The sequence below is a fragment of the Acinetobacter genomosp. 15BJ genome (assembly GCF_000400715.1).
In the GTDB taxonomy this organism is placed as follows: Bacteria; Pseudomonadota; Gammaproteobacteria; order Pseudomonadales; family Moraxellaceae; genus Acinetobacter.
The window spans coordinates 393,264-412,766 of sequence record NZ_KE007347.1; the positions used below are offsets into that span (position 1 = coordinate 393,264).

At 43.4% G+C, this 19,503-nt stretch carries 19 protein-coding genes; 15 read left to right on the forward strand and 4 right to left on the reverse strand.

Annotated elements, in window-relative coordinates:
- Window positions 1-10 precede the first annotated feature (10 nt).
- Window positions 11-823, reverse strand: coding sequence for an IclR family transcriptional regulator (locus F896_RS12175; RefSeq protein WP_016163289.1), 813 nt, complete (start codon window positions 821-823; stop codon window positions 11-13).
- 266 nt (window positions 824-1,089) lie between these two features.
- Between F896_RS12175 and F896_RS12170 the strand changes: the two genes are divergently transcribed.
- The 14 genes from F896_RS12170 to F896_RS12105 all read left to right on the forward strand — a co-directional run bounded on the left by F896_RS12170 (window position 1,090) and on the right by F896_RS12105 (window position 14,583).
- Complete coding sequence (locus F896_RS12170; RefSeq protein WP_004652920.1) at window positions 1,090-1,395, forward strand: non-heme iron oxygenase ferredoxin subunit; 306 nt, start codon at window positions 1,090-1,092, stop codon at window positions 1,393-1,395.
- Window positions 1,396-1,420: 25 nt separating this feature from the next.
- The gene (locus F896_RS12165; protein WP_016163290.1) at window positions 1,421-1,720 is read left to right on the forward strand and encodes a recombinase-like helix-turn-helix domain-containing protein; all 300 of its coding nucleotides are present in this window, start codon (window positions 1,421-1,423) and stop codon (window positions 1,718-1,720) included.
- Window positions 1,721-1,737: 17 nt separating this feature from the next.
- Complete coding sequence (locus tag F896_RS12160) at window positions 1,738-2,805, forward strand: aromatic ring-hydroxylating oxygenase subunit alpha (protein WP_016163291.1); 1,068 nt, start codon at window positions 1,738-1,740, stop codon at window positions 2,803-2,805.
- Window positions 2,798-3,562 (forward strand): SDR family oxidoreductase, encoded by a 765-nt coding sequence (locus F896_RS12155; RefSeq protein WP_016163292.1) that lies wholly within the window; start codon window positions 2,798-2,800, stop codon window positions 3,560-3,562. Before F896_RS12160 ends, F896_RS12155 begins: the two co-directional genes overlap by 8 nt.
- Window positions 3,563-3,573: 11 nt before the next feature.
- Complete coding sequence (locus F896_RS12150) at window positions 3,574-4,506, forward strand: VOC family protein (protein WP_016163293.1); 933 nt, start codon at window positions 3,574-3,576, stop codon at window positions 4,504-4,506.
- Window positions 4,507-4,533: 27 nt separating this feature from the next.
- Window positions 4,534-5,745, forward strand: a complete 1,212-nt coding sequence (locus tag F896_RS12145) for an NAD(P)/FAD-dependent oxidoreductase (protein ID WP_016163294.1) — start codon at window positions 4,534-4,536, stop codon at window positions 5,743-5,745.
- 94 nt (window positions 5,746-5,839) lie between these two features.
- Window positions 5,840-7,063, forward strand: a complete 1,224-nt coding sequence (locus tag F896_RS12140) for an MFS transporter (protein ID WP_016163295.1) — start codon at window positions 5,840-5,842, stop codon at window positions 7,061-7,063.
- Window positions 7,064-7,096: 33 nt separating this feature from the next.
- Complete coding sequence (locus tag F896_RS12135) at window positions 7,097-7,618, forward strand: cupin domain-containing protein (RefSeq protein ID WP_004652930.1); 522 nt, start codon at window positions 7,097-7,099, stop codon at window positions 7,616-7,618.
- Between the two features lie 33 nt (window positions 7,619-7,651).
- The gene (locus tag F896_RS12130) at window positions 7,652-8,467 is read left to right on the forward strand and encodes an alpha/beta fold hydrolase (protein WP_016163296.1); all 816 of its coding nucleotides are present in this window, start codon (window positions 7,652-7,654) and stop codon (window positions 8,465-8,467) included.
- Window positions 8,468-8,489: 22 nt separating this feature from the next.
- Window positions 8,490-9,284, forward strand: a complete 795-nt coding sequence (locus tag F896_RS12125; protein WP_016163297.1) for an SDR family oxidoreductase — start codon at window positions 8,490-8,492, stop codon at window positions 9,282-9,284.
- 9 nt (window positions 9,285-9,293) lie between these two features.
- Window positions 9,294-10,085, forward strand: coding sequence for an aspartate dehydrogenase (locus tag F896_RS12120; protein ID WP_016163298.1), 792 nt, complete (start codon window positions 9,294-9,296; stop codon window positions 10,083-10,085).
- A gap of 11 nt (window positions 10,086-10,096) precedes the next feature.
- Window positions 10,097-11,563, forward strand: coding sequence for an aldehyde dehydrogenase (locus F896_RS12115; protein ID WP_016163299.1), 1,467 nt, complete (start codon window positions 10,097-10,099; stop codon window positions 11,561-11,563).
- Window positions 11,564-11,601: 38 nt separating this feature from the next.
- Window positions 11,602-13,242 (forward strand): thiamine pyrophosphate-binding protein, encoded by a 1,641-nt coding sequence (locus F896_RS12110; RefSeq protein WP_016163300.1) that lies wholly within the window; start codon window positions 11,602-11,604, stop codon window positions 13,240-13,242.
- A gap of 147 nt (window positions 13,243-13,389) precedes the next feature.
- The gene (locus F896_RS12105; protein ID WP_032882150.1) at window positions 13,390-14,583 is read left to right on the forward strand and encodes a hypothetical protein; all 1,194 of its coding nucleotides are present in this window, start codon (window positions 13,390-13,392) and stop codon (window positions 14,581-14,583) included.
- Between the two features lie 67 nt (window positions 14,584-14,650).
- On the opposite strand, the gene F896_RS12100 is transcribed toward F896_RS12105, so the two are convergent.
- Window positions 14,651-15,646 (reverse strand): AraC family transcriptional regulator, encoded by a 996-nt coding sequence (locus tag F896_RS12100; RefSeq protein ID WP_016163302.1) that lies wholly within the window; start codon window positions 15,644-15,646, stop codon window positions 14,651-14,653.
- Between the two features lie 344 nt (window positions 15,647-15,990).
- Between F896_RS12100 and F896_RS12095 the strand changes: the two genes are divergently transcribed.
- Window positions 15,991-17,472 (forward strand): flavin-containing monooxygenase, encoded by a 1,482-nt coding sequence (locus F896_RS12095; RefSeq protein WP_016163303.1) that lies wholly within the window; start codon window positions 15,991-15,993, stop codon window positions 17,470-17,472.
- Window positions 17,473-17,573: 101 nt separating this feature from the next.
- Here the strand turns inward: F896_RS12095 and F896_RS12090 are convergent, their stop codons facing one another.
- Both F896_RS12090 and F896_RS12085 read right to left on the reverse strand, forming a co-directional pair.
- A complete protein-coding gene (locus F896_RS12090; RefSeq protein ID WP_016163304.1) occupies window positions 17,574-18,503 on the reverse strand; it encodes a metal-dependent hydrolase in 930 nt (309 codons plus the stop codon).
- The gene (locus F896_RS12085; RefSeq protein WP_016163305.1) at window positions 18,493-19,356 is read right to left on the reverse strand and encodes an alpha/beta fold hydrolase; all 864 of its coding nucleotides are present in this window, start codon (window positions 19,354-19,356) and stop codon (window positions 18,493-18,495) included. The genes F896_RS12090 and F896_RS12085 overlap by 11 nt, the downstream gene beginning before the upstream one ends.
- Window positions 19,357-19,503 lie beyond the last annotated feature (147 nt).

A 19,503-nucleotide genomic window follows, 5' to 3' on the forward strand; every position in this document is an offset into this window, starting at 1 on the left:
TCCTTATCTTTTAATAGATAAATTTAGAAATCTTATCTGCACTCTGAATCACTGTATCGGCAATTTCATTTCTAAAATAATGTTCATCATAGCTGCCTAAAGGACAACTGACTGAGAGTACCGCCGCCATTTTATGAGTGGATTGTTTAAAAATCGGTGCAGCACAAGCCGCCATATCGTGATTGTAATGTCCCCAACTGACCATGGAGCGTTGAGTTTGAACAAAACTAAGGCGTTGTAACAGCTCCTTGAGATTTTTTGGGGTGAGTTCTGAGAATGTATCCCATTGATTAAAGTTTTTATAACGGTCACGAATTTCCGTTTCGCTAAGATCGGCCAGCATCATTTGCCCAATTACAGTGGCATGTGCAGGCCAGCGCGTGCCTAAACCAATATTGCTGGTAAAGGTGCCATTCGATTGAATGTTATTAATAAAAACAATATGGGTGCCTTCCAAAATGGATAAATGCACAGCCAGTTGAGTTTGATCACGCAGTTCTTTCATCAACGGTGTGGCTAAATCTAATAAGGATTGTTTAGACAAACTATTAAAGCCGAGTTCCATCACCTTCGAATCGAGTGCATAGGTCTTTTGTGACGCTTTGCGTAGAAAGCCGCATGATTCCAGCGTGTAGATCAGTCGAAAGGCACTGGAACGGTTTACATCGAGAACTTCGGCAATTTCAGTGATGGTCATTTCTTGGGTTTGTTGATTAAAGGCTTGCAAAATTGCTAAGCCACGCACTAAGCCAGGGACTAAATAGCGATCATCATTTTTTGTGAGTTCAGATTCTTGAGAGTCTGTTTCAATGCTTGAATTCATCAGTTTAATTTCCCTAAAAAAAACGTAAGTCATAAAAATTTAATTTTCTTAGGATTCTATTCTAACTGCAAAGCATAATTAAAAGATAGTTTTATATATGAAACAAAATTTCTCAAGTAAAACGTAAAATAATGTGTAGTAAATATCAAATTAATGATTTTTAAAGATTTATATTGTTTGACATAAAAAACAGCATAGGAGTATTCTTTATTAAAGTTTGTTATATCAAATATTGTTTTATATATAAAACAAATGAGGATGCAAGGATGAGTTGGATCTCAGTTTGTCAGCAAGACGACGTTACCGAAGATGAGCCGAAAGCCATAGAAGTCGACGGTAAAAAAATTGGCGTATTTTTCATCGATGACAATTATTTTGCCATTGAGAATGTTTGCCCGCATGCCTTTGCCTTACTTACAGAAGGCTTTATTGAAGATCAAACCGTGGAATGTCCATTACATGAGGCCATTTTTGATATTCAAACAGGTGCGTTGAAAAGTGGACCAGGGTGCCGCGATTTATGTACTTATCCAGTACGTGTTGAAGGGCAGGACGTTCAAATTCAACTATAAGTCTTATTTATAAGGATGGAATCTCATGGAAACATTTAATAAGAAGCTAGCGAACTGGATTCATGCCACGCCAGCGACTGAAGCAGGGATTAACAATATCCAGATACCAGGTCAAGCAGAACTTCTGATTTGGCAAACGCGCTATAAAGAGCCAACGGTCTATGAGCAAGATTTTGTTCAATACTTAATTAAAGCCTTTGCAGCAGGCATAACAGAACTTGGTGATTTAGTGCAGTCTTTAAATCAACAAGGCTTTCGTTGTGAATCTGGTGAGCTTTGGACTTCTGAAACCTTCTCAGAAGAAATGCAACGTTTAGGTTATTAATTCAAGGAAGAATAGTGATGAACGCAGCAGTATCAGTAACACCAAGTGTAGAAGAATATTTGGATTTGGGTTTACGCGACCAATGGCATCCAGTGCTAGCAAGTTGGGAAGTAGCGGCTAATCCTGTCGGAATTACCCGTTTAGGCGAAAATATTGTGGTTTGGCGTGATGCAGAAGGTCAGGTCCATGCCTTAGAAGATCGCTGTCCGCATCGTGGCGCTCGTCTTTCTTTGGGTTGGAATCTGGGTAATCGGGTTGCTTGCTGGTATCACGGTGTCGAAGTTCGCCATGATGGCGTGGTGGAAGATGTGCCTGCGGTACATGACTGTCCAATGAAAGGCACATCATGTGTCAAAAGCTATCCAGTGATTGAGCAACATGGTGCCATTTTCATGTGGTTTGGGATTGATGCCAATGAAGCACCGAAGCCATTAGATTTTCCTGAACAACTGGCAAGTGAAGAGTGGAGTTCATTCTTGTGTCAGGCGGACTGGAAAGTGAATCACCAGTACGCAATTGATAATGTCATGGACCCGATGCATGGTAGTTATTTGCATTGCACATCACATTCAATGGCGGAAGGTGACCGTACTGCTGAAATGAAACACCGTTCAACACCAAATGGTTTTGTTTTTGAAAAAGAAGGTCAAATCGGGGTCAATTTTGACTGGGTTGAATATGCCAATACTGGTGCAAGCTGGTTACGTCTCTCAATCCCGTATCGTAAAGATTTTGGTCCAGGCGGTGAGTTCTGGATTGTAGGTTATGCGACCCCAATTGATGCCAACAATACCCGTGTATTTTTCTGGCGCTGCCGTAAAGTCAGTGGCTGGCAACGTAATGTTTGGCGTTTCTTGTATCGTAACCATTTAGAAAAATTGCATTGGGATGTGTTGGAGCAGGATCGGATTATTTTAGAAAATCTTGCACCGAATGCACGTCAACACGAATTCCTTTATCAACATGATGTCGGTCTTTCTCGTTTACGCCGTTTAATGAAAAAAGAAGCGGAAAAACAGTTAAAGAAAATTGCCGCACTCAATAGCTCAAACCGTATTGAAATGCAGGAACAAGTTCATGGTTAATGTCGCATTGTTGCAGGACAAAAAAGTCCTTGTCACCGGTGCGGCAAGAGGCTTGGGACGAGACTTTGCTCAGGCCATTGCAGAAGCAGGTGCCCAAGTGGTGATGGCAGATGTCTTGACCGATCTGGTGCAACAAGAAGCTGTTGCTTTGCAAGGACAAGGTTTAAGCGTTGATGCAGTCACCATTGACCTTACAAATGCGAACTCGATTGAACAGGCGGTTCAACAAGCAGCTAAAAGTATGGGTGGCATGGATGGCTTAGTGAATTGTGCGGCACTGGCAACCAATGTGGGTGGCAAAAGCATGATGGATTATGACGCTGATCTTTGGGATCGGGTGATGAACATCAATGTGAAAGGCACGTGGTTGGTGACCAAGGCATGCGTGCCTTATCTCAAGCTGTCTCAGGCCGGCAAGATTATTAATGTCGCTTCGGATACTGCTTTATGGGGCGCGCCGAATCTGATGGCCTATGTGGCGAGTAAAGGGGCATTGACTGCGATGACACGTTCAATGGCCAGAGAACTTGGACCATTCAATATCTGTATTAACACGCTATCACCAGGTTTAACTTTGGTTGAAGCAACAGCTTATGTGCCGCAAGAGCGCCATGATTTATATGTCAACGGTCGTGCGATTCAACGTCAGCAATTACCACAGGATTTGAACGGAACAGCCCTTTATTTACTATCAGATTTGTCCTCGTTTGTGACTGGACAAAATATCCCAGTAAATGGCGGTTTTGTCTTTAATTAAGGAGTCATCTCATGATTACAGGGATTGAGATTTTAAAGTTTGGCGTTGAAGACAGAGCGGCTTCGAATAAGTTTTTGGCAGATTTTGGGCTTAAGCAAAGCCAGTCGGATATTGAAGGGACGGATCTTTACCAGACACAAAATGGCAGCAAGATCTATTTATTTGATTGTGATGATCAACGTCTACCCCCTGCAATTGAATCAGGTTCAACCTTACGTGAAGTGACTTGGGGTTTAGATGATGCAACACAGGATTTGGCAAATTTAGCATTAACGTTAAATGATGTTGATGGCTTTCAAGCCAGTGTTGATTTAGTGCAATGTGTAGATCCGAATGGCATGACCATTCGTTTCCAAAAGAGCTTTACGCAAGAGCTGCCTGCTTTAAAAACCGAAGGCATTAACCAATATGGCAATGTACAACGTGTCAATGCAGCCAGTCCTGTATATGACAAAGGACAACCTGTTGCGATTGGTCATGTGGTGTTTTTCACCCCAGATCTAGCAAAGACTGAAAATTTCTATCGTGAGAAACTCGGTTTTTATTTATCTGATGCCTATCGCAATCGTGGCGCATTCTTGCGTTGCCGTGGTAAAGGTTTTCATCACGACCTGTTCTTACTTTCGGTGCCAAATAAACCAGCTGGACTCAATCACGTGGCATTCGTGGTTCGTGATATTCACGAGGTAATTGGTGGCGGATTGCACATGAACCGTTCTGATTGGTCAACCTTTATTGGTCCAGGTCGTCATCCGATTTCTTCGGCTTATTTCTGGTATGTCAATTCACCACTTGGTGGCGCGTTTGAGTATTACACCAATGATGACTACCTGACCGAAGAATGGCAGCCACGCATCGAAGAACATCGTCTGGAACTCTTTACAGAATGGGCGATTGAAGGCGGTCTGGATGATCATACCCGTCGTCAGGTTAAACCTGCATAAGTACAGATCAGGCAGGGAGAACAAGCTATGGAAAGAATCGTAATTGTTGGTGCAGGACAAGCAGCAGGTTGGGCAGTCAGTACTTTGCGCCAGAATGGATATTCAGGTGAAATTCATGTGGTCTCAAATGAAGACCGTGTGTTTTACGAACGCCCACCATTGTCAAAACAGGTGCTTTCAAAAGAAGCCACTTATGAAAGCTTGCATCTGTTTTCTCCAGAGCAGGTGCAGGCTTTTAATATCCAGTGGCATAAACCTGCGCTAGCAACGCAAGTGGATCGCCAGCAGAAACAAGTGGTTCTGGAAAGCGGTCAGGTTTTACCGTATGACAAATTGTTGATTGCCACAGGCAGTCGAGCACGTGTTCCAGTCAATACTTGGCAGTTTATTCCCAATGTGGTGACTTTACGCAATGTTCAGGATTGTGAGCGCTTGGCTGAAATCTTGCAGCATTCGCAAAAGTTAGCCGTGATTGGTGGTGGCTGGATCGGGTTGGAAATTGCGGCGACGGCACGTAAACAAGGCAAAGAAGTTCATATTTTTGAATATGGAGATCGATTATGTGCACGTAGTGTCAGTCCAGATGTCTCTGAGTTCTTGAAAAACATGCATGAGCAGCAGGGCACCCAGATTCATTTAGACAGTAAAAATTTGCATTTGATTGAAGCGGGTCAGCAAAAAGTTGAAGTGGTCAATCATCCGAATGCAAGTGAGCTGTTTGATTGTGTCGTTGTAGGTGCTGGTGCGGATATAGCCAAAGAATTGGGCGTGAATGCGGGTTTGGATGTAAAAGATGGCATCGTGGTGAATGGTTTTGGTCAAACCTCAGATCAAGACATTTATGCCGCAGGTGATGTTGCGATTCATCCGGGGCTTGGCTATTGCATCCAGTCATGGGCCAATGCACAGAATCAGGCCATTGCTGCTGCAAAATCGATGTTGGGAATAGCGACTGAATATAGCGATATTCCGTGGTTATGGTCAGATCAGTATCATTTCAATATTCAGATTTTAGGTACTTATCAACCTGAAAAAACAGGGCAGATTGTTGTTCGAAAAAGCGCAGATGATCAATGCAGCTACTTGTACTTAGATGATCAAAACCGTTTGTTGAACATGATCGCTATCAATGATTCAAAACTGGTCAAACTGGCAAAGCGCTGGATGCAGTCGAATACCGTGTTAGACCCAAACTTATTAGCAGACCCTGAATTTAATGTAATGAAACTCAAACCATAAACCTTAGGGGCTGTTGACCTTTCAGCTATCGCAAGTATTTGTGAAATATCAACAGCCCTAAATCCGGTTCATGACTCAATCGAAGGAATGAAGTATGAGTAATGAAGAGAAAAGTGGATTAAAGCATTGGGTTCCTGCTTTCGTCCTGATGGTGTGTGTCGTACTGGCATTCTTCGACAAAATTAGTATTGCGGTGTTATTTGCTGACCCGCACTTTCAAGGTGCGATGGGGATTGCAGAAAACAAAGCCAAGCTCGGGTGGTTGATGACCAGCTTCTTGCTGGCCTATGGGTTCTCCTCGGTGTTTTTAAGCTTTCTGGGCGATATTTTCAATCCGAAGAAAATGCTGTTCTGGAGTGTCGCATCGTGGGGCATCTTAATGTTCTGTATGGGCTTTACCACCAACTATACCGGCATGTTGATCCTGCGCGTTTTGCTTGGTCTGGCTGAGGGACCATTGTTTGCACTGGCCTACGCCATCGTAAAACAAACCTATACCGACCGCCAGCAAGCACGTGCTTCGACCATGTTCCTGTTAGGAACCCCAATTGGTGCATTCCTCGGTTTTCCAATTACCGCCGCAGTGCTTGCGAAGCACGACTGGCATACCACCTTCTTTGTGATGTCAGGTTTAACGGTCATTGCATTACTGGCGATTGCATTTGGTTTACGTAATTTACAGCTCAAGAAAACCATCGAACTGGAATCGACCAGCAAACGCGTCAATTTCAAAGGCCATATTCACAACACCAAAATTCTATTGCAGAACCGTGCATTTTGGTTGGTGTGTATCTTCAATATTGCATTGATGACCTATCTCTGGGGCCTAAACAGTTGGGTACCTTCTTATCTGATTCAGGATAAAGGCTTTAACCTCAAAGAGTTCGGTGTTTATTCAAGCTTTCCATTCATTGCCATGCTGATTGGTGAAGTGATTGGTGCATTCCTGTCTGACAAGTTGGGCCGCCGTGCTGTTCAGGTCTTCAGTGGTTTATTGGTGGCAGGCATCTTTATGTATGTCATGGTCATTATGACTGACCCAATTCTCGTTATCGCTGCTATGTCTTTAAGTGCCATGGCTTGGGGCTTTGGTGTTGCAGCAGTATTCGCTTTACTTGCCCGTGTCACAACTGCCGATGTTGGTGCAACTGCGGGTGGAATTTTCAATGGAATGGGTAATTTTGCCAGCGCAATTGCGCCTGTTCTGATCGGCTACATCGTGATGCAAACCCACAGTTTTAATTTAGGAATTACCTTCTTGGCAGCCGTTGCCGTGATCGGATCGTTCTTCTTAGTTCCTTTATTAAAACGTTATTAATCAAAATATTGAACAAAATCTGGGAGTTAAAACATGACTACTCAACAATTCGAATCATGGACACAACCTGAAGGTACAAATTTACAAGATTGGTTGAATACCCGTATCGCACGCTTTGAAACACGTAAATATGATTTTGATGCTTTGAAGTTCCAAGCGGACTATGACCCGAAATATCGCCGTGCACAAATGCGTTATATGGGTACTGGTGCAACCGGTGTGGTCAATGATGGCAATACTGTTCCAGCTGAAAACTTTACCTTCTCAACCATGGTTTTACCTGCGCAATGTGAAGGGCCTTTGCATATTCATCACGATGTGGAAGAAGTGTTTTTCATGTTGCGTGGCGAGATTGACCTGTTCATTGAACATAACGGTGAAAAGTTCGAGACCAGACTGAAAGAGCGTGACTTAATTTCGATTCCACCGGGGATTTATCGTGGCTTATTTAATCCGGGTCAGGAAGATGCCTTGATGTGTGTGATGTTGGGTGCTGGTAAACCGACCATTCCGAACTATCCACCTGAGCATCCACTGTCTCAAATCAAACGTTAATCCGATTGATTAGAGCCAAATACAAGGAATGACATGATGACACTGATTGAGAACTTAGCGAAATACCCAGTGAAAACCGTTGCCGTAAATGGCGCTGTGCAAGCTTATCGTGAAGCAGGCCAAGGTCAGTCGCTAGTTTTATTGCATGGGATTAGCTCAGGTTCAGCATCCTGGATCAATCAGCTAGAGACACTCAGTCAGCATTTTCATGTCATCGCCTGGGATGCACCAGGTTATGGCTCATCCGATGGTTTAAACACAGATCAACCCAATGCAGCCGATTATGCGGAGCGAGTATTGGGCTTGATGGATGCGTTGAACATTTCAAAAGCCATTGTAGTTGGTCATTCATTGGGTGCCTTACAGGCCAGTGCTTTTGCCTATGTTTATCCTGAACGGGTACAGACTTTAGTGATTGCGAATGCGGCACAAGGTTATCAACGTTCCAATGAAGAGACCAAAGCACAGGTTTATCAAAAACGCCCGAATATGTTGCAAAGCTTGGGCAATGCAGGAATGGCTGCCAGCCGTGGACCGCATTTGATTTATAAACAAGACCCTCAGGCACTGGCTTTGGTCAGTGAGGTGATGGGGCAACTGACATTAGATGGTTTTACCCGAGCATCTTATTTGCTGGCGTATGACGAAATTCGAAATTATTTAACAGAACTTACTGTTCCTTGTGTGGTGATTGCAGGTGACAAGGATGGAATTACGCCTGCGCAAGCGATCAAGGAACTTGCTATAGAAATGCAATTGAGCCGATGTCATCTCATTACAGATGCAGGTCATCTGAGTTATGTCGATCAACCTGAACAGTTTAACGACATTGTTCTATCGGCACATTAAGACTTAAACGAGAGATATGGATATGAGCTTCCAAGTTGAAGGAAAAGTAGCAGTTGTAACAGGTGGCTCGTCAGGCATTGGTTTGGCTGCAGTCGAAATTTTAGTTGCAGAAGGTGCCAAGGTGGCATGGTGTGGTCGAGATGAGCAACGTCTAGCTTCATCAAAACTATATATTTTAGAAAAATATCCGCATGCCAATATCTTCACCAGTATCTGCAATGTTTTGGATAAAGAAGATGTAAAACGCTTTGCACAACAGGTCAATCAGAATCTAGGCAATGTCGACATGCTGATCAATAACGCAGGTCAGGGGCGTGTGTCTAATTTTGAAAATACACAAGACGAAGACTGGATGAAAGAAATTGAACTCAAGTATTTCAGTGTATTACATCCAATACGTGCATTTTTAAATGATTTAAAACATTCAGCCTGTGGCTCGATTACCAATGTCAATTCTTTGTTGGCACTACAGCCTGAACAGCACATGATTGCGACTTCATCTGCACGTGCAGGATTGCTGAATTTAACCCATTCTCTGGCACATGAATTTACCCAGTACGGTGTTCGTGTCAATTCAATCCTGTTGGGCATGGTGGAATCAGCCCAGTGGAAACGCCGTTTTGAAACCCGTTCAGATCCCAATGCGACTTGGGAACAGTGGACGGGCAATATTGCCAAGAATCGTGGCATTCCGATGCAGCGTTTAGGCAAACCTGAAGAACCAGCACGTGCTTTGGTGTTCCTAGCATCGCCTTTGGCATCGTATACCACAGGTTCGACACTGGATGTTTCTGGTGGATTTAACAAACATTTATAAGGTGTTCACATGAAACAGTTGATGATGATTGGTTTTGGAGCGATGGCGGCAGAAGTGTATGCCCACATGCCCCAAGACCTGCAACTTAAATGGATTGTGGTGCCTGCTCGCAGTGTCGAAAAAGTACAGGCGCAGGTCGCTGCTGATGTACAGGTGATTTCTTCAATCGATGAATGTCAGGGCACACCTGATTATGTGATTGAAGTGGCTGGTCAGGCTGCAGTGAAAGAACATGCACAAAAAGTCTTGGAAAAAGGCTGGACCATTGGCCTGATCTCTGTGGGCACTTTGGCCGATAACGAATTTTTATTTCAACTGAAAACGACGGCAGAACGACATGATGCGCATCTGCATTTATTGGCAGGTGCAATTGCCGGGATCGATGGGATCTCAGCGGCCAAAGAAGGTGGTTTGGAAAAGGTCACGTATAAGGGTTGTAAGAGTCCCAAAAGCTGGCGTGGTAGCTATGCGGAACAATTGGTCGATCTCGATCAGGTCAGTGAAGCAACGGTTTTTTTCCGTGGTACAGCCAGAGAAGCCGCTTTGAAGTTTCCAGCCAATGCCAATGTGGCAGCTACGATTGCACTGGCAGGACTGGGTATGGATGAAACTATGGTTGAACTGACGGTTGATCCAAGCATCAACAAAAACAAGCACACGATTGTGGCAGAAGGTGTATTTGGTGAAATGACCATTGAATTGGTCGGTGTGCCATTAGCGAGTAATCCAAAAACCTCAACCTTAGCTGCATTGAGTGTGATTCGTGCTTGTCGCAATAGTGTTGAAGCAATTCAGATTTAAAGGATTTGATCATGATCAAGGAAATTTATATCGCAGGTGAATGGCGATTAGGTAAAGGCAATACGATTCAAAGTGTATTTCCAGCAGATCAATCAGTGAATGCGGAAATTTCAACGGCGAGTTTAGATGATTTAAATGAAGCTATTGAAAAGGCAGATGCGGCTTGGCGTAAAGCCGAGTGGCGCAACAGCATGCCGCATGAACGTGCCCGTATTTTATATAAAGTGGCAGACATTATTGAAGCGCGTGTGGATGAGCTTTCAAAGCTACAGACCCGTGATAATGGTAAGCCATTGGCTGAAACTCGTGCCTTGACCATGAGTGCGGCAGCAACAGCGCGTTATGTGGCAGCAGCCTGTGAAACCTTGAATGACGAGTTGACCACGCAACGTGCCGCAGATTTTATGACCATGAGCGTGCATGAACCTGTGGGCGTGGTCGCTGCAATTACCCCGTGGAACTCACCGATTGCCAGTGAGGTACAGAAATTGGCACCTGCACTTGCAGGAGGAAATGCTGTGATTCTAAAACCTGCGGAAGTGACTTCTTTGATTGCGTTGGAACTTGCGAAAATCTTTGAAGAAGCAGGCCTACCAAAAGGGTTGCTTAGCGTCTTAGTTGGACGAGGTTCAGTGATTGGTGATGCGATTGTGAAGCATCCTTTAGTTCGCAAGATTTCATTTACAGGTGGAACCACCACAGGTCGTCATCTGGCACATCTTGCCGCAGATAAACTGATCACCACATCTTTGGAGCTTGGTGGAAAGTCTCCAACGATTGTATTGCCAGATGCAGATATTGAACTGGCAGCCAAAGGTGTAGCTTACGGTATTTTCAGTTCGGCTGGACAAGCCTGTATTGCGGGTTCACGTCTGTTCGTGCACAGCAGTATTTATGATCAATTCCTAAGTCGTCTGGTTGAAATCACCAAAGGTTTGCGCGTTGGGCATCCTGAAACCGCAGGTGTACATCTCGGCTCTTTGATTAATCCGAAACATCTGGCTTCTGTCGATCACTATGTACAGCTAGCGAAACAAGAAGGTGGACAAGTCCTTGTGGGTGGTCATGCCTTAACCGAAGGTGAATTTGCCAAAGGTAGCTATTACTTACCCACCATTATCACGGGTTTAAGTAATTCAGCACAAACCTGTCAGGAAGAGATTTTTGGCCCTGTATTAGTGGTGATGAAATATGACGATGAAGCTGATTTGATTCAGCAAGCCAATGACAGTTGTTTTGGTCTTGCCGCAGGCATCTGGACTGAAAACTATCGTAAGGCATGGCAAATTGCCCGTGCTTTAGAAGTCGGTACGGTCTGGATCAATACCTATAAAAAATTCTCGATTTCAGCGCCATTTGGTGGCTTTAAAGAAAGCGGGATCGGGCGTGAAAAAGGTCGTTTAGGCATTTTGTCTTACATGCAACAAAAAAGCATCTATATGGGATTAAGCGAGCAGCCAAATCCTTGGGCGAATTAATACATTCATGGAATGAACAGTTTTTGAGGAATATACAAATGACAGAACGTGTAAATGTCGGCGAAGCCATCGCCCGTGTTTTAGAAGCACATCAAGTTGACAGTATTTATGGGGTGATCTCGATCCATAACTTACCAATTGCTGATGCTGTCGGTCGCCGTGAAAAAATCCGTTTTGTGGCGGCACGCGGTGAAGCGGGCGCGGTCACCATGGCAGATGGTCACTCGCGTTTTAAAGGACTCGGTGTGGCATTAACCAGTACGGGTGCGGGTGCAGGTAATGCAGTTGGTTCACTGATTGAAGCGATGAATGCAGGCAGTCCTGTTTTACACTTAACTGGACAAGTAGAACGTGAATATCTAGATCGTGATGCCAGCTTTATTCATGAAACCAAAGATCAGCTCACGTTCTTACGTGCATCCAGCAAAGCAGCATTTCGTATCACCAGTCCTGACAATGCGGTGGGTGTGATTCGTGAAGCGATCCGTGTGGCCACTACGGTACCGATGGGACCAGTCAGTGTTGAATTACCGATTGATGTGCAAGCAGCAGAAATCGATTTGCCGCTGAACTTGGGGCCAGTAAAAGCCCTTGAATTACCACAGGCTGAACAGGTCGAAGTCGACTTAATTGTTGAAGAACTGAAAAAAGCTAAACGTCCAGTGTTTTGGATCGGTGGCGGTACGCTAAATAGTGTTGCAGAAGTTAAGGCGATTGCTGATCTTGGAATTCCAGTGGTGTCATCAACACATGCGCGTGGTGTGTTGGCCGATGATCATCCGCGTAGCCTAGGTGCATTCCATAACTCGGCTGGGGTTGAGCAGTTGCTTAAAGAGGCTGATCTATTGGTGGTGGTGGGTTCACGCTTACGTAGTAATGAAACCAAAACCTATTCCGTGCAGTTCCCTGACAATATTATCCAGATTGATGCCAATCCTGTGGCACAACAGCGTAATTACAAAGTGCGTAACTTTATCTGTGGCGATGCCAAAGATGTATTACAGCGTGTATTGAAGGGCTTGCAAGGCGTATCCAAAGTTGATGCGGATTATGATGCAGCGGTGGTGAAGGCAAAACAGGCTGCGATTGATGCGCTACGTACCCAGTTAGATCAGTACGCTTTAATCTGTGATCACTTGCGTGCTGCTTTACCACAAGACGGTATTTTCGTACGCGACATTACCATGTCGGGCAGTACTTGGGGCAGCCGTTTATTCCCAGTACAGGCACCGAATCAAAATATTCACTCTTTAGCAGGGGCCATTGGTTTGGGTCTGGCGACTGCGATTGGTGCTTCGATTGCCAACCCTGACAAGAAAGTGATTGGCTTGGTTGGTGATGGCGGTTTGATGTTAGGTATTGGTGAAATCGCAACCATGGCGCAAGAAAATACCAATATGGTGCTGATGATCATGAATGACGGTGGTTATGGCGTGATGCGTGGCATCCAAAAGAATTACTTCGGTGGTCGCCAGTATTTTAATGAATTGCATACCCCAGATTATAAAGTTTTAGGCGAAGCCATGGGGGTGAAAAGCTGGAAAGTAGGCAGTGCAGAGGAATTCAAAACTGTGATTCAGGAAGCCGTTGCATTCCAAGGGCCAAGCGTGATTGAGCTCGACATGCATTCAATTGGGCCATTGAACTTTGCAGGTCCACCACAGAAAAAATTGTACTAATCTCACTGAGCATTGGCAGTCCGTGCTGATGTGAAGACCGTTTTATGGGCAAATTTTTTTGCTCATAAAACAATAAAAACTATGTTTTACAGGTAAAACAAAAACAACACCAACAGGATCGTTGGGATGAAAGTAAAGGAAGTAGATATGAAAAAGACAGCGATTGTCGCGATGCTTGCTGCAATTTATTTGGGGACCACATCCCATGTTTTTGCACAAAGCTCAGCCCTAGAATGGAAAAGCGAAGACGGAACGGATTCAGTTAAACTCGGTGGTGTGGTTCGACTCAACCAACGCTATGAAAATTGGGAGGGGCCCAATGGCGGTTTTGGTAAGCTGTATTTCGATATTTTCAGGGTTGACCTAAAAGGTAAATTTGATGATGCCTATTTCAATGCCAGTTATTTATTCCAAGATCAAGAGAAACGCTCGATTGAGAAAGCTTATGTCGGCTATAAGCTTGATCAAAATAATAGTATTGAAGCAGGGCTGGTGTATAAACCTTTTGCAATTTACCCTTATCCGCAAAATGGCTGGACTTATCATATTCCATTTTTCTTGGGCTACGGCAACAACATTGCACCGGGTTTGAACTGGAATTTTAATAACAAGGATTGGGATATCAAACTGGGCTATTATCCGCAAATGCTGGATACCAGTCTGCGTTATTCACCAGAAAGTGCGACTTATGATGATTTGGCTGAGAATGCTTTCCCCACCCAAAAAGCTTATCAAAATGAAAAGCGCCATCAATTGAATACGCGAATTGTACGTAAATTAGACACTGATTTTGGTAAGCAAGAATTTGGTGTGTCGGGGGCAATTGCGCAATTGCATAATAAAACCACTGACAAGAATGGCCAATATTATGCAATCGGTTTGCACAGCGATAATAATTACAAACGCTTTAATTTACAGAGTTCTGTGATTCATTATCAGTATGATGCCAAAAATCCAGATGGGGTTAGCAATGACATGACCTTGATGGGTAATAACGGTTTTACCCCTGCGTATTTCATTGCTTCAGAGGCGACGGTTGCCAGTTTAAATTTGGCCTATACCTTACCTGTGCAGGATATGGGCAAACTCAAAGCCATCCGTTTCTATAATGACTATAGTTATATGGACAAGAAACGTGATGATTGGTCAGCCTCACAGATGAATACCACAGGGATGATGTTTATCGCGTCACCGTTCATGGTTTGGGCAGATTATACTTGGGGTAAAAATGCCAATATTATTGGTGGTGCATCCAATGCCACAGGTTTTACTTCAACGGTTTCACCTTATAGCGACCAATGGCTTTATCGAATCAATCTCAATATTGGCTTTAGTTTCTAAACGTACTAATTAACAAGTTGTTAGAGTGAGTCATACCGATGATTCACTCTTTTGGTTTTGAGGGATGTTAAGCAAGGTGATTCTTGCGATATTCAGACGGAGAGATATTTTCCCATTGTTTAAAGGCACGGCTAAAGGCACTTTGTTCGGCATAACCCAGTAATAATGCGATTTCTGTGAGTGAGAGTGCTGACTTGGTCAGGTAGGTTTTTGCCAGTTCTAAGCGAATGCTTTTGACCAGATCACTGTACTGTAAATTATAGCCACTGAGCTTACGATAAAAGCTTCTTAGCGACAGATTCATCTGTTTGGCAATATTCTCTGCCGAAGGTTCGCCAATTTTAAGCATATTGACGATGAGCAACTGCAAGTCCTTCAAGAAAGTATCTGGATTGGGAATACTTTTGAGCAGGGCTTCTGCTTGTTGGTCTAGCAGTTTTTTTAAATGTGGATCACGACTTGGGATCGGCAGATGCAGAATTTCAAGCGGCAACCATAGTCTTAATACATCTGAATCGAAACTGACGGGACAGCCATACACTGCTGCATAGGGGGTAATATCGACTGGTGCAGTGGCAGAAAATTCGATTTTTAAGGGACAAATCTCAGGTTGTTGCAAGATCTTACGGATGGTACTCAAAACGCCGGAAAGAAGAACTTCATTGGAAAGTTGCGAGTTCTTATGCACCACGGGTGTCCAACACATACAAAAGCGATCTTCCTTTTGCACAATGGAGAATGAGGCTGAGTTCTGCAACAGCGGCTGGAAGTTTCTGAAACAATTCAGAAAGCCAATCAGATTCGGACTAGAAAGCGCCAAGTAACCTAAAATATGAATATGATGTGGTTCTGCCAACTCACCAATAAAATGTCCCAGCACTGGCGTGGGGTGCTGTTGATAAATCTGTTCGAGTAAATTCCACCATTTGTGCAGTGGCATTCGGGCCTGATGGGCATACTGTTTACTGAGCTCATCTAACTGCAAATTTAAAATATTGTTTTGTTGTAGATACTTTGCAATGAGCTCTAACAGAACCGATGGAATACTTGGAATTTCAGTCATAGTTACATTGCTCGTCTCGAAGTCACATCCTTTAACTCTATCCCGATCAATCAGCCAATAATTTTCACTGATTAAGGTATTTATCTTAGCGGATTCAAATCCAAGCCTATTTATCATCAAAGGACAGAATAGCGGTATGAAGTACCCAAACTGTTGAATGAATCATCAATTACATCTTATTTGTTATGATCCTTTATTCACTTGACTTTGATTATTTTAATCTGGCATTGACGGTCAAGTCTTTATTGCACAATCAAATTATTTTCCACAGATAGCTCGGTTTATAAATTTGTTGATTTATGAATGGGTTGAACTGACAAGATTTTTATATTTGGGAGTGGAAAATGTCAGATTTAAAGCAGGATATCGTAGTAAATAATCATCGGTTTGATGTGGTGATTATCGGGGCCGGTTTTTCTGGAATTGCCGCTGGAATTAAGCTGAAACAGCAAAATATCAATAACTTTATTATTGTCGAAAAATCAAATGAAGTAGGTGGGGTCTGGCGGGAAAATACCTATCCGGGTTGTGAGTGTGATGTACCATCTTCGATTTATTCCTATTCATTCGCACCGAATCCAAACTGGAGTCATATTTTCGCGAAACAAAAAGAGATCCAGCAATATATTCAGGACGTCACTAACCGCTTTAAGATGGATCAGCATATTCTGTTTAATACCGAATTGCAGCAAGCCTCATGGTTGCATGAGCAACAGTGTTGGCAAATTGAGACCAATCAAGGCATCTATCAGGCACGCTTTGTATTTTTTGCGGTGGGTCCGTTGAGTGAACCGACAATGCCGACGGTGAAAGGTTTAAATCGTTTTAAAGGTGAGGTCTTCCATTCTGCACAATGGAATCATGCGGTTGATTTAAGCAATAAACGCGTCGCCGTGATTGGAACAGGCGCCTCGGCGATACAGATTATTCCTGCAATTCAACCGATTGTTGATCAGCTTTATGTATTTCAACGCACCGCGCCATGGGTGATTCCGAAACCGAATCTGGTGCTGCATGATGCATCTAAAAATGTTCAGCAAAAAGTACCCTTTACCATGCACTCTCTACGCAAATTGACCAGTGTGTCGATGGATATGTTTAGTTCCAGTGTCAATCAACCAAAAACCTTGGAAGCTTTAGGTAAGGGTTTGATTCACTGGATGCACTACCAGATTCAAGATCCAGCATTACGAGAGAAAGTCAGCCCCAAATTTACTTTGGGCTGTAAGCGAATTTTATTTTCAAATAGTTATTATCCTGCATTGGCAGCCAAAAATGTGGAACTGATTGATCAAGGCGTGAAGGAAGTCACGGCAAAAGGTATTCTTGTGGATGGTCAAGAAATTCCGTTGGACATTATTGTTTGGAGTACAGGTTTCGAGGTAGCAAAACCACCTATTGCCAAACGGATTATGACCAAAACGGGTGTGTTGCTGGATGATGTTTGGAAAATCAATACAGTACAAGCCTATAAAGGCTGTGTGGTGAAAGACCTACCCAATGCCTTTATGCTGCTCGGTCCGAATAGTATTAGCTATAACTCCTTAATCAGTGCTGTTGAAAACCAGATTGACTATGCCGTGAAAGCCATACGTTTTGTATTGGACAATCATTTAAGCAGTTTTGAAATCTCTGCTTTTGCCGATACTCAATATAATCAAAAGTTGCAAAATAAGTTGAATGCCTCGGTGTTTAAGCAAGGCGGATGTGCAAGTTATTATTTGGATGCGCAGCAAGTGAATGTGGCGAATTATCCATGGACCATGCAATATATGAAAAACGATATGGCGGAATTCGATAGCTATAGTTATAGCTTCCACCGTTAAAAAGCAAAGGAGCCTTATTTGTATAAGGCTTTTTTATATCTACCTTTAATTAAAAACAAAAAAAGGCACATCATGTGCCTAAAAGAGGAAAGTGTCAGATATTAGCAGGCACGAAGTTTGGTTAAGGCTTTAACAGCAGGAGAGTGGTTTAACACCTGTAAGGCTTTGTTGGTATCACCTTCATAAAATGGGTGATAGTTGGGTTTAACCCAATGTCTTAAGCTAGAAATCATCGCGAAAAAACTGGGTACTTGTTTGCTGTGAGCGTTTTCAATCGCTGTGTGCCTTAACGCTCGAATCAGTCCGTAGTTTTTATAAGGATGGGCATTCTGGTCTTGTTGCGCTAGTTTCTTAAAGCAATGATAAATGGCAAAGGTGAATCCTGGCGCAACCGCCAACATAATCGTTTGGCGTTGCAGATAGGCAAAGGCTTTGTTATTTTCGCCGCATAAATGCATATATAGATCGAACGCCACGCTGCGGTGTTCAACCTCTTCAGCCAGATGCCAAGTCATTAAATCCGCCATCATTTGGTCAGCGGTTTTATTTTGCCACGGTTGGTCATCGAGACACCACGTACCCAACATGGTGGTGAAGTGCTCAACCGCAGCGGCGATACCCACGCGAATGGTTAACCAGCGATATTCCAGATTTTTGGAAAGTGCTAAACCTAAAGGCGCTGTATTGAGCTGTTTGGAGATACGATCTAATGAAGCAATAAAGTCGTCAATCTCATAGCCATAATATCTTAAATAGTCTTGCGCGACTTTGTGAGCAGAGGCATGATGGGCTTCTTGATGTATGAAGCCTTTTACATCTGCGCGCAGCTTTTCATCGCGGACATAGGGCAGTGCTTCATTAAAAGATCGGCACATCCAGAGTTCACCCACAGGTAAAATTAAATGCACGGCATTAATTAAATGGGTTGCAAAGGGGTTGTCATAAATCCAGTGTTCAGGCGTATGGCTAAAATCAAATTGCACACGGCGTTGCTCAAGATAATGATTTTCCAGTCGTTGTTTAGAATGCATTTGCTTCTCCTCCATTCACGGCATTGATAAAATACTGGCTCAGTTGCTCGGCATTTTGGGCAGGAATCCAATGCGTGGCATCCAGATAAATCTCTTGATATACGCCAGTAAAAAACTGTTTGTTGAGCTGGGCACTTTTTTTGCCAATCGCAATATCCTTATCACCCCAGATAAACAGGGTGGGTACTTTTACCTTTTTAAAGGTCGAGCGAATCGGGGCCAACGGCATACTGCGATACCAGTTAATGGCGGTGCCGATACGGTTTTCTTGAATGAAATGTTGCTGGAAGTCCTTGATTTGTTCAGCATTCATGCCTGAGTTTTTTAGCAATATGTGGCTGAGTGATTTGGCTCTTTTAAAGAGCAGTTCCGGAATAAAGGGCAGTTGGAAAAAACCAATATAGTATGAGGTAAAAATTTGCGTACTGCTGAGCATGGATTTTAAAAAGGCACCTGTATGAGGAACCGAGACCAAAGTGAGATGCTTGACTAGATTGGGGTATTGCTGGGCCAATTCACAGGCCACAATGGAGCCCCAATCATGACCTATCACATAGACGGGTTGTCCAAGCAGATCAATCAAGCTTTTTACATCTGCAACTAACTCTGTAATTGCATACTGAAAACGACCTTTGGGAGATGCTGCTAAGCTGTAGCCACGTTGTTCAATGGCAAAGGTTCGAAAGTTCTGCTGATTGAGAATCGTACTGGTGGCTTGCCAACTGTGTGCAGTTTCAGGAAAACCATGCAAAAGAATAACTGGCTTTCCATCGATTGGACCTGAGTCAATCACATTAAAAATCAGGTTATTACGACAATACTGGCTGTATCGTTTTTCTGTCTGTTTTGCCATGCTGAGCTACTTATCAAAGAGGTTGGTTTCAATCGATAGTAATCAGCGCTATGGGCACAGTCTTGACAGTAGAGGACGGAATTTAACTTCTTGTGCCATGGCATATACTTTTGGCACATGCAGCATATGACTTGGCACTTAAAGACG